At 70.5% G+C, this 12,044-nt stretch carries 4 protein-coding genes and 1 pseudogene; 4 read left to right on the top strand and 1 reads right to left on the bottom strand.

Translation table 11 applies throughout. The annotated features are described in order from the left end of the window. Positions 1–303 carry a hypothetical protein gene (locus JJ691_RS17445; RefSeq protein WP_211769805.1) on the top strand — a complete coding sequence of 101 codons (303 nt, stop codon included), beginning with the start codon at positions 1–3 and terminating at the stop codon, positions 301–303. 122 nt (positions 304–425) lie between these two features. Further along, positions 426–1,358 carry a zinc-binding dehydrogenase gene (locus JJ691_RS17440; RefSeq protein ID WP_306291375.1) on the top strand — a complete coding sequence of 311 codons (933 nt, stop codon included), beginning with the start codon at positions 426–428 and terminating at the stop codon, positions 1,356–1,358. Between the two features lie 10 nt (positions 1,359–1,368). Here the strand turns inward: JJ691_RS17440 and JJ691_RS17435 are convergent. Then, positions 1,369–1,866: pseudogene (locus JJ691_RS17435) on the bottom strand (YbhB/YbcL family Raf kinase inhibitor-like protein); the annotation flags it as partial. 278 nt (positions 1,867–2,144) lie between these two features. Between JJ691_RS17435 and JJ691_RS17430 the strand changes: the two are divergent. Next, positions 2,145–3,041, top strand: a complete 897-nt coding sequence (locus JJ691_RS17430; RefSeq protein ID WP_211769803.1) for an LLM class flavin-dependent oxidoreductase — start codon at positions 2,145–2,147, stop codon at positions 3,039–3,041. A 158-nt stretch (positions 3,042–3,199) separates the two neighbouring features. After that, entirely contained in the window at positions 3,200–12,043 is an 8,844-nt protein-coding gene (locus JJ691_RS17425) for a non-ribosomal peptide synthetase (protein WP_211769802.1), read from the top strand. Position 12,044 lies beyond the last annotated feature (1 nt).

Below are 12,044 nucleotides of genomic sequence, written 5' to 3'. Positions count from 1 at the left end.
GTGCTGCACCGCATCGAACCCGTCAACGCCCAGTCCTGCACCGTCCGCTTCCGCCTGGATCGCGACCACATCGGCCGCGCCGGCACCACCTCCCTCGTCGGCGACTTCAACGGCTGGCAACCCGGCCACGCCCCGTTCGTCTACCGCGGCTTCGGCGGCTACCAGGCCGCCATCGTCGTGCCCACCGGCTCCACCATCCGGGTGCGCTACCTCTCCGAACGGGATGGTTGGGGCAATCCCGACAACGTCGTCGCCGTGGACGGCGCCGACTCGGTGATCCATGTGCGGCCGGAGCCGGCCTGACCGTCGCCCGGCGCTGACGCTGCCGTCAGTGCGTTCCCCCCGCGCCCGGGACTTGACCTCCACCTTGCTCGAAGTTGGACAGTGTCCGGCGAAACGAGCGAGAGGGGGCTGGGGTGCGCGCGGTGCGGATTGCCCGGTTTGGTCCGCCGGAGGTGCTGGAGCCGGTGGTCGTCGACGACCCGGTGCCGGGGCCCGGCCAGGTGGTCATCGACGTCGAGTACGCGGGGATCACGTTCGTGGAGACGCAGATCCGCGCGGGCCGGCCGCCGGTGGCGGCGATGCTGCCGACGGTGCTGGGCAACGGGGTGGCGGGAGTGGTGGCGGAGACGGGCCCGGATGTCGACCGGGGGCTGGTCGGCAAGCGGGTGACGGCGAGCTTGAACGGGCGCGGCGGATACGCGGAGCGGGCGGTGGCGGAGGCGCAGCGGCTGATCGAGGTGCCGGACGGCCTGGGACTGGATCAGGCGGCGGCGCTGATCGCCGACGGCCGCACAGCGTTGGCAGTGCTGGGGGCGGTCGGCGATCTGGCCGGGGCGACGGTTCTCGTGGAGGCGGCGGCGGGCGGCGTGGGCGGGCTGTTGGTGCAGCTGGTGTCGGCGGCCGGTGGACGGGTGGTGGCAGCGGCGAGCGGGGCGGCCAAGCTGGCGGTGGCCAAGGAACTGGGGGCGGAGGTCACGGTCGACTACTCCGAACAGTCCTGGACCGAGGGCATCGACCGGGTGGACGTCGTTCTTGACGGCGTGGGCGGCACTATCGGCGAGCAGGCCCTGTCGCTGGTCCGCCCGGGTGGGGTGTTCTGCCCGTACGGCGCGGCGGCCGGCGCCGGGGTGTTCGGGTCGGCGGCCGATGCCGGACGCCCGGACGTCCGCACAGCCACGACCGGCATGCTGGACGTGGCCCGGCAGGTGGCCCTGGCCGGGGAAGCCATCGCGTTGGCGGCGTCCGGGCGGCTGCGCGCCACCGTGGGCCAGGTCTTCGCCCTCTCGGACGCCGCCGACGCGCACTCCGCCATCGAGAACCGGGCCACGATCGGCAAAACGCTGCTCTCGGTCTGAGGAAACGTCGTCAGTTGGCCGAGGCGGCCGACTTTCCGTGCAGCACAACGTTGGCGCTGCTGACCTTCTTGATGGCCGACTCGATCTGGGACATGCTCGACGACGAGCTCAGGCCGGGCACGGTGGCGGACTTCAAGGCGTACAACGTGAACGTGTAGGGATGTTCACGACCACCGGGGCACGGACCGAAGTACTGCTGGGTGACGGCGCCGCTGCCCATCGCCTTCTGCTTGGCCCCGTTCTGACCGGGCACCGTGTAGCCGGCGCCGAGACCTTCCGGCAGTGACACGGTCGCGGCGGGGATGTCCCAGATCGCCCAGTGCACCTTGTCGCCGCCATTGGCGATGTCTCGCAGCACAATGGCGTAGCCCTTGGCGTTGCTGGCGCCGGCGTCCCATGACAGCGGCGGCGACACGTTCTTGCCCGCCTTGTGGGTGAAGGCGCAGGTGTAGTGGTCGGGAATGGTCGCGTTGTCGGCGAACGCCGTGCTGCTGAGGGCGAAGTCGCCGGCCTGGGGCGCGACGAACGCCATGATCGCGGCGGCGGCCAGCGCCGCGCGCGAGGAGAAGAGGAATGCCACTGCGTCCTCCCATAGTCGGATGGGGCGGGCGGGTGGATAAGGAAACCTTCTTAACTTTTACTCATCTCGGACAGGGCTGTCAAGAAAGCGCTTTCAGGACGAGTTGAACTCTCACGTTCGCCTGCGTCGATGAGGATCCGACGTTTTCAGGGTTTTCAGTCCCGCGTCTTGACCTCGATATGGGTCGAGGTTGGACGATCATCGCCATGACGACGGTGCGAATCGGTGTGGGAATCTCGACCAGCGATCTCGATGGGCAGCACAAGGTTGTCGCCGCCGCGCGACAGGCCGAGCAGGCCGGCTTCGACTCGGTGTCCATTGCGGACGTTCTGCGCGGTGACGGGGGACCCACCCTGGAGTGCGTGGTCGCCGCCGCGGCGGTGGCGGCGGCCACCGAGCGGGTGCGGATCGAGTTCGGTGTCCTGGTGCTGCCCACTCGACACATTGCCTGGCTGGCCGCTCAAATCCAGGCGCTACAACATGTTTCCGACAACCGGATCGTGCTGGGCGTGGGAATAGGCGGTTTCCCGGACTCACCGCTATGGCGGGCGCTGGGCGCGCCGCGACGCCGACGCGACCGGGTCATCGAGGGAATGCTCGATGTGCTGCCGCGACTGGTCGCCGGCGAGCCGACCGCGGTCAACGGCGAGGTGATCACCCTTGGGCCGCCGGCACCCATGCCCGTCGTCCTGATCGGCGGGCACTCCGACCACGCGATCCGACGCTCGGTGAGTCACGGCGACGGCTGGTTCCCCTCGCTGATGAGCCCGGCCACCCTGGCGCGTCGAGCCGCGACCCTACGTGATCTTGCCGTCGCGGAAGGCCGCGCCCGGCCGCTGGTCCATTTCGGCACGCACGCGGCGCTCGGGCCGGACGCCGCCGAGAAGCGGGCTGAGATGCTGCGCACGCTGACCGAGAACTTCGGCCTGACGCCCGAGGACGCCGCCAGCGTCCCGATCACCGGCAGCGCCGCGCAGGTGGCCGACCGGCTCGCCGAGTACGCGGCGGCCGGGGCCGACAGTCTCACCATCGTCCTCGACGGGCGTGACTGGGAGGCCCAGCTGGACGTTCTCGCGGAAGCCCGCGCGCTGCTGCGGGCTTGAGCGGCTTACCGGGGCGTGACCAATTTGCCTTATCAGGAAAGGAGTCTTGACACAGGTACGGCCGAACTGGTGGATTCGAACCTGGCAGTTGGGGCGTGTCGTTCGGCCGTACTGGCGGGCAGTGTGGCGGCTGGCGGCAGCGGGCCGTGGGGGTAATGGTGCAGCAGCCGCTGGGCGAGTTCCACGCGCGTGTCCGGGAGACGCCGGGGGCGACCGCGGTGGTCTTCGGCGACCGGAGACTGTCCTTCGCCGAGCTGGACGAACTGTCGGCCCGCCTAGCCAACGCCCTGGGCGACCGCACCGGTGAACTGGTGGGACTGTCGGTCCGCCGTGGCCCGTGGATGGCGGTGGGACTACTCGGGATCCTGCGTTCGGGGGCCGGATACGTGCCCTTCGACCCGGCGTACCCGCCGGCACGCCTGGCGTGGATGCGCGAGGACTCCGGAATCCGCCTGATGGTCACGGAATCCGCCCTGGCGTCCCGACTGGGCCCGAACTTGGTGCTGTTGGAGGACATTCTCGGCAGCCACCCGGCGCAGGCGCCGGATCCGGCCGTGCGGTGGGAAAACGCCGCATACCTGATCTACACCTCCGGGTCCACCGGACCGCCCAAGGGAGTCACGGTCACGCACCGGAACCTGGCCTCGGTGTTGGCGGTGTGGCAGGAGATGTACCAACTGCGCGAGCATCCGCTGCGGTTCGTCTCGGTCACGGGGCTGGCGGTCGACCTGTTCCTGGCCGACCTGCTGCGGTCGGTGTTCTGCGGCGGCACGCTGATCATCGCGCCGGAGGCGGCGATCGTCGACCCGGCACTGCTGCTCGACCTGTTCGCCGAACACCAGGGCGACGCCATCGAGACGCTGCCCGGCCTGGTCAAGGCGATGGGCCGGGTGGGCAAGCTGCCGCCGCTGCGGTTGCTCTCGGTCGGCTCGGAGGGCTGGCCGGCCCGTGACTTCCGGGACCTGGCCGGCCAGATGGACCCAGACACCATTGTGGTCAACGCCTTCGGGGCCACCGAGACCACGATCGACTCCTGCGTGCTGCGGCCCACCGTGGACCACTTGGGGGAAAACGCCTTCGTTCCGATCGGGCCACCGGTTGCCGGCAGCACCGCCTACGTCCTCGACGACGAGCTGCGCCCGGCCGAGGAGGGCGAGCTGTACATCGGCGGGGCCGGGGTGGCGCGCGGCTACCACCAGCGGCCCGGACTGACCGCCGGCCGGTTCCTGGCCGACCCGTTCGCCGCCGACGGCACTCGCATGTACCGCACCGGGGACGTGGTGCGGCGCCGGCCCGACGGCTGCCTGGACTATCTGGGCCGGGTTGACGAGCAGGTCAAGATCCGGGGCTTCCGGATCGAACTGGGCGAGATCGAGAACACGCTGCTGGCCCATCCCGGAGTCTCCCGGGCAGCGGTGGTCGGGCGGCCCCGCCTGGTCGGTTACGTCGAGGGCACGGCCACCTCGGCCGAACTGCGTGACTTCCTCACCGACCGACTGCCGGCGCACATGGTCCCGGGTTCGGTGCTGGTTCTGGACCGATTACCTTTGCTGCCCAACGGAAAACTCGACCGCCGAAGCCTGCCCGCCGCCCCGGGGCCGCAGGAGTACGAGCGGCCGCGCACCGAGACCGAGGCGACGCTGGCGCGGATCTGGGCCGAGGTGCTGGGTGTGGACCGGGTCGGCGTGCACGACAACTTCTTCGACCTGGGTGGGGATTCCATCCTCGGCATCCAGATCGCCGCCGCGGCCCGGGCCGAACTCCGGGCGGTGTGGCCGTATCGCGCGTTGTTCGACCGGCCGACCGTGGCCGAGCTGGCCCCCGTGCTGACTCCCGTGACCACGCCCGAGGTCAGGCCCGTTACTGGCCAACGGCTTCCGCTGTCGGTGAACCAGCAGCAGCTGTGGTTCCTGCACGAGCACCAGCCCGGCAGCGACTACAACCTGGGCAAGGCGCTGCGACTGACCGGGCCGCTGGATCGGGACCGGCTCAACCAGGCGCTGACCGAGTTGGCCGCACGGCACAGCATGCTGCGCACCACCTTTGAAGACGGCGCGCAGATCGTGCACCCACCGGCCCCGATCGAGGTCCTGGTCACCGAGGAGCCACTGGAACAGGTGCTGCTGGCCGAGGCCGGCGTGCTGTTCGACCTGCGCCGAGGACCGCTGCTGCGCTGCACACTGGTGCGCCAGAGCGCCGAGGACCATGTGCTGGTGCTGATGATGCACCACATCATCACCGACGACTGGGCCAACGAGGTGCTGCTGTCCGACCTCGCCGCCCTCTACTCCGGCCACCAGCTGCCGGAACTGTCGGCCGACTACGCGGATTACACGCTGTGGCAACGGGAACGGCTGGCCGGCGACCGCATGCGCCGGCAACTGGATCACTGGCGGGCCGAACTGGCCGGGTTGACGCCGACCGAGGTGCCGCCGGACCGGCCACGGCCGGCGATCCGGGAGAGCGCCGGCAACACACGGATGCGCTTCCTGCCCGCCCCGGCGACGGACCGGCTCAAGGAGTTCGCCCGCGACCGCAAGGTGAGCCTGTTCACCGTGCTGATCGCCGCCTGCCAGCTGCTTTTCGCCCGCTACGGCCGGCAGTCGGACGTGGCGATCGGCACCGCGCACGGCGGCCGCGACCAGGCCGAGTGGGCCGACCTGGTCGGATACTTCGTGAACACCGTGGTCATCAGGTCCACGGTGGACGAGAACCAGACCTTCGCCGGCCTGCTGGCCCAGGTGCGGGAGACGGTGCTGGACGCCGTGGCCAATGCCGACGCGCCGTTCGAGAGCGTCGTGCGAACGCTGGCCCCGCAACGTGATCCGTCCCGTCTACCGCTGGTGCAGGCCATGGTGGTGATGCAGAACGCGCCGAGCCGCGGCCGGCGGTTCGCCGGGCTGATCGCTACCGAGATCGAGGTGCCGATGGTGGCGGCCAACTTCGACCTGGCACTGGAGTTCCGCGAGATCGACGGCCGGCTGCGGGTCGGCGCCAACTTCAGCACCGCCCTGTACGAGGCCGCCACCATCGAAAGCCTCATCGAGCACCTGGCTGGCCTGTTGGCGGAGATCGCCGAGTTCCCCGACCGTCCGCTGCGCACCCTGCCGCTCCCGGGGGCTCGCAGCCTCGTGGGTCCGCCGGCCGCACCGCCGGGCGACTGCGCGTATGACCTGTTCGAACATTGGGCCCGGCAGGCCCCGGACCAGGTGGCCGTGATCGACGGTAAGGCCCAGTTGACCTACGGCGAGCTGGCGCACCGCGTTGCCCGGCTGGCCAATCACCTGGCCGCGCAAGGGGTTGGCCCGGAGGTCCCGGTCGGCGTGCAGTTCCCGCGCTCCTTCGACCTGATCACCGCCCTGCTGGCCGTGCTCAAAACCGGCGGCGTGCTGGTCCCGCTCGACCCCAGCTACCCGAGTGACCGACTGGCCTACATGGTCGAGAACAGCGGTGCGGCCCTGGTTCTCACCTCCGTCGACGCGGCCGACGCGCCGCCGGTGACCAGCGTCGTACGGCCGGAGAACCTGGCCTACGTGGTCTACACCTCGGGTTCCACCGGGCAGCCCAAGGGCGTGGCCGTCACGCACCGGTCGCTGGTGAACTACGTGCTGGACAGCGGCCCACGGCTGCGGATCGAACCGGGGGACCGGATTCTCGGCCACAGCCCGGTCAGCTTCGACGCTGGGCTGGCACAGACGCTGGTCCCGTTGATGTGCGGGGCAACGCTGTGTCTGAGCCGGTCCGACGGCATCCCACTGGAGGATCAGCTCAACGCCGACGGCGTGACCATGCTGCAACTGCTACCTGACCTGCTGTCCACTGTGGAGCCGGACCGGGTGCCGGCGATCAAGGCGGTGTTCACCGGCGGCGACGTGTGCCCGCCCGAACTGGCCGCGAAGTGGTTGCCGGACCGGGTGTTCGGCAACATCTACGGCCCGACCGAGACCACCATCGGCGTCACCATGAGCGAGGTCCGCAACCCGGCTGCGGGGATCTCGATCGGCGGGCCGCTGGGCGGGGCCACCTGTCACGTGCTTGATCCGCACCTGCGGCCGGTGCCGGCCGGCATGGCCGGTGAGCTGTACGTCGGCGGCGCGGTGCTGGCCCGCGGCTATGTGCGTCGGCCGGGCGGCACGGCGGAGCGGTTCGTGGCTGACCCGTTCGGCGAGCCTGGGGCTCGGATGTACCGCACCGGCGACCTGGTGCGGGTGCGCGCCGACGGGGACCTGGAGTTCCTGGGCCGGGTCGACGCGCAGGTCAAGGTGCGCGGGCACCGGATCGAGCCGGCCGAGATCGAGGCGGCGCTGACCCGTCGCCCCGAGGTGGCCGAGGCCGCTGTGGTGGTGCGGGACAACCGCTTGATCGGCTACATCGTCACCACACTGGCCGTGTCCGAGGTGCGTCGGTTCCTCGCGGAATCCCTGCCGCAGGCCATGGTTCCGGCCGACTTCGTCGTCTTGGACGCACTCCCGCGGACCGCCGCCGGCAAGGTGGATCGGAACGTGCTACCCGCCCCGGAACGGGCCGTCGCCAGGTACGTCGCAGCCCAGACGCCGGCGGAACGGGCCCTGGCCGAAGCCTGGGCCGCGGTGCTCGGCCTCGCCGAGGTCGGTGTGCTGGACAACTTCTTCGAGCTGGGCGGGGATTCCATCCTGAGCGTGCAGATGGTCACCGAGCTGGCCAAGGCCGGCTGGCGCACCACGACCCAGGACATCTTCCGGCACCAGAGCATCGAACAGCTCGCGCCCACGATCACCGTGCAACGCCCCGAAACCCCCAGCGAGGACGACGGCCCGGCGCCGCTGACCCCTATCCAGCGCTGGTTCTTCGAGCGGTTCACCGCCGGCCCCGACCACTTCACCATGCCCCGGTTCGTGGAACTGGCCCCGGGCGTCGACCCGAACGCCGTCCGCGCGGCCGTTCAAGCGGTGCTGGAACACCACGAGGTATTGCGCACCCGAGTCGACGGCGACCAGTTGCGAATCGACACCGACCTCGGCGAGTACTGGGAGCAGTACACCGGAACTGACATCGACGCCCGGGTCGAGGCGGCCCACGGCGAGCTGAGCCTGCGCGACGGGCCGCTGGTCAAGGCGATCTTCTTCGACCGTGGGTCCCGGCTTTTGCTGATGGTGCACCACTTCGTGGTCGACGGCGTCTCCTGGCGCATCCTGCTGGACGACCTGCGGACGGCATACACGCAGGTGACGACCGGAGATCCGGTGGATCTGGGACCCAGGACCACCTCCATGCGGCACTGGGCCCGGCGGCTGGTGGCGCACACACAGTCCGGGGCGTTCGATCACGAGATCGCCTACTGGACCTCGCTTCTGCCGACTGAACGGCCTGCCGCGGCTCCAGTAGCCAGCACAGCCCGCCTGGAGGTCCGGCTGGACCAGGCCGAGACCCGGGCGCTGCTGCGGGAAGTGCCGGCCGCGTACCGGACTCAACCCAATGACGTGCTGCTCAGCGCACTGGCTGTTGCCCTGGGCGGACATGTCGTGGTCAACCTGGAGGGGCACGGGCGGGAGCAGCTGTTCCCCGAGATCGACCTGAGCCGCACGGTGGGCTGGTTCACCAGTCAGTTCCCGGTTCGGCTGGACCTTCCGTCCACTTCGGACTGGGGCGTCCGGCTCAAGGCAGTCAAGGAGCAGCTGCGGGCCGTGCCCGGCCAGGGGATCGGCTTCGAGGCGCTGCGCCAGCTGACCGACGCGCTGCCGGGCCGGGGCGAGGCCGGAGTCAACTTCAACTACCTGGGCCAGTTCGACGACCTGGACCCGGCCGGAGGCCTCTACACCGGCCGTGAATTCCCTACCGTCGACTGCCTACACCCGACCGAATCCCGGCCGTTCCCGCTGGAGGTGACCGGCCGGGTCGCCGCCGGCGAACTGGTGCTGACCTGGGACTACTCCCGTGACCAGCGCCAGCGCGCGGAGATCGACGCGCTGGCGGCAGCCATGCTGGCCGCGCTGCGGGAGATCACCGCGCACTGCCGGGCCGGGTACGGCGGCCGCACCCCTTCGGACTTCCCCTTGGCCGACCTGACCCAGGACCAGGTAGACGGGCTTGTCGGCGACGGCCGGGCGATCGAGGACGTGTATCCGCTCAGCCCGCTCCAGGCTGGCCTGCTCTACCACTCGCTGACCGAAGACGTGTACGCCCGTCGGATCAGCTGCCAACTCGACGGCGTCACCGACCTGGACGCGCTGGCGGCAGCCTGGCGGGACGTGGTCGCGACCGCCCCGGTGCTGCGCAGCACCGTGCACTGGGTGGGGCTCAGCGAGCCGGTCCAGGTCGTGCACCGGGACGCGCGGCCGCGGATCGACCAGCACGACTGGCGGTCCCGGTCGGCCGAGGAACAGCGGGCCGGCATGGCCCGGCTATTGACCGAAGACGAAGCGGTCGGACTTGACCTCAGCGAGCCCATTCCGCTGCGGCTCAGGCTGATCCGCCTGACCGACACCCGAGTTCAGATGCTGCTGACCACGCACCATCTGTTCGTGGACGGCTGGAGCATGTCCCGCCTGCTCGACCGGGTGTTCGCGGCCTACGCCGGGGAGCGGCCGGTGGCCGACCGGCCGTATCGGGACTATGTGGCCTGGCTGCGTGATCAGGACGAGCAGGCGGCGGTCGACTTCTGGCGGAACGAGCTGGCCGGCTTCACCGCGCCGACCCCGCTGCCGTACGACCGGACACCGCCGGCCAACCACCGGACCACCCGCACGCGAACCACGGTCGTCGCGCTGCCGGACCTGCGCGAATTCGCCCGGCACAGCCGGGTCACCGTGAACACGGTCATCCAGGCCGGGTGGGCGATGGTGCTGGCCCGGCACGCCGACGTGACCGACGTCGTGTACGGGGTCACCGTGTCGACCCGGCCGCCGGACCTGCCCGGGGTCGAGACGATCGCCGGGCCGCTGATCAACACACTGCCGGCCCGGGTCCGCCTCCGACCGGACGAGTCGGTGGCGGGGCTGCTGTCCCGTTTGCAGCAGGAGCAGGTGCGGGCCCGAGGGTTCGATCACCTGCCGCTCACCAGCCAGCAGGCGGCCAGTGAGATGCCGCCCGGGGTGCTGCTGTTCCAGTGCGGGATCGCAGTGGAGAACTACCCGGGAGATCCGCTCCACCCGTCAGGTAACGGCATCAGCGTTACCGAGTTGAGGGGTGGGGACGCAACCCACTTCCCGCTCGGGCTGGTGGTGTACCCCGACGCCGCCGAGCTGCACCTCACCTACGACACGGAACTGTTCGACGCCGCCACCGCCGACCGGTTGGCCGGGTACCTGGTGACGTCGCTGCGCGGGCTGACCAAAGGTGGTCGGGTGCTGGACATCCCGATGCTCACCGACACGGAACTGTCCGATTTGGATGATTGGCGACAGTCGGCCGGGACCGCCGAGCCGCGTTGTATACCGGCGCTGTTCGCCGAGTGGGTGCGTCGCACGCCGCAGGCCCTCGCGCTGCCCGGGATGACCTACGCCGAGCTGGACGAGCGTACTAATCGCTTGGCGCACAAACTGATCGAACAGGGTGCCCGGCCGGAGACCTTCCTCGCCACCGACGACGTGGTCGGCATGCTGGCCATCCTCAAGACCGGTGCCGCCTATGTGCCCGTGGACCCGAAGCTGCCGGCCGAGCGGCGGCGCTGGCTGCTCGACGACTGCGGGGCCCGGATCTTCGTCACCGGCCACGAGGACGTGACCGACTACCCGGCCACGCCGCCGACGGTAGAGTCGCATGTGGACAATCCCGCCTACCTGATCTACACCTCCGGTTCCACCGGCCGCCCCAAGGGCGTGGTGGTGACCCATCGCGGTGTGGTCGATCTGGTGGACACCTTCGTGCAGCGGACCGGTCTCGGACCTGGGGCGAAGATGCTGCACTGGCTCTCGATCGGCTTCGACGCCGCCTTCTTCGAGTTCTGCGCCGCCTTCCTGACCGGGGCGACCGCCGTCCTGCACCGGGGCGACACCGCCAACCTGATCGACACCATCGCCGCTGAGGGCGTGACCCACCTGGTCGTCCCGCCGGCTGTGCTGGCCACCCTGTCGGCCGAACGCATGCCGGCCGGGGTGACCGTGGTCAGCGCGGGCGAGGCGTGCACCGAGGAACTGGCGCGGCGGTGGTCGCAGAACGGGCGGATCTTCAACGGCTACGGCCCCAGCGAGGCCACCGTGTCCACCACCCTGGCCGGGCCGCTGGCCGCCGGCACCGTGCCGATCGGGCGGCCGACCAACGGCACGACCGTGTCGGTGCTGGACCGCTGGCTGCGACCGGTGCCGATCGGCGCGGTCGGCGAGCTGTACCTGGCCGGGCCGAGCCTGGCCCGCGGCTACCTCGGGCAGCCGGGGCTGACGGCCAGCCGCTTCGTCGCCGGCCCCGATGGGCAACGCGTGTACCGCACCGGGGACCTGGTCCGCTGGGGACACGACGGGAACCTGCACTTCGTCGGTCGGGCTGACGATCAGGTGAAGGTACGGGGGTTCCGGGTCGAGCCGGGCGAGGTCGAAGCGGCGTTGGACCGGCACCCGGCGGTTGGTCGGGCAGCTGTGCTGGCCGTGGGGGAGGGACCGGCGCGGCGGCTGGTGGCCTACGTGGAGGCGACGGCCGACGAGCAGGAGCTGCGCGAGCACCTGGCTCAGCGGCTGCCGGATCACCTTGTGCCGCGACAGTTCGTGCTACTCGAACAACTCCCGTTGACGGCCAACGGCAAGGTCGACCGGCGGGCGCTGCCCGAACCCGGGACCCAACGGGCCGAAGTCGACGAGCCGCCGCGCACCGACAGCGAACGGGAAGTGGCCGCGATCTGGCGGGAGCTGACCGGCCGTGACCACATCGGCGTGCGGGAGAAGTTCTTCGAGGCCGGCGGGTCCTCGCTGACGCTGCTCCAGTTGGCCGGCCGGCTGGCACTGCCGGTCGGCGACCTGCTGGACCACTCGACCATCGAGGCGATGGCCGCGCGACTGGACGCCGGGGCCGACGCGGGTGACCAGGAACTGTGAG

Source organism: Kutzneria sp. CA-103260 (genome assembly GCF_018263855.1).
GTDB lineage: Bacteria > Actinomycetota > Actinomycetes > Mycobacteriales > Pseudonocardiaceae > Kutzneria.
This window is presented reverse-complemented; position numbering and strand designations above follow the sequence as displayed.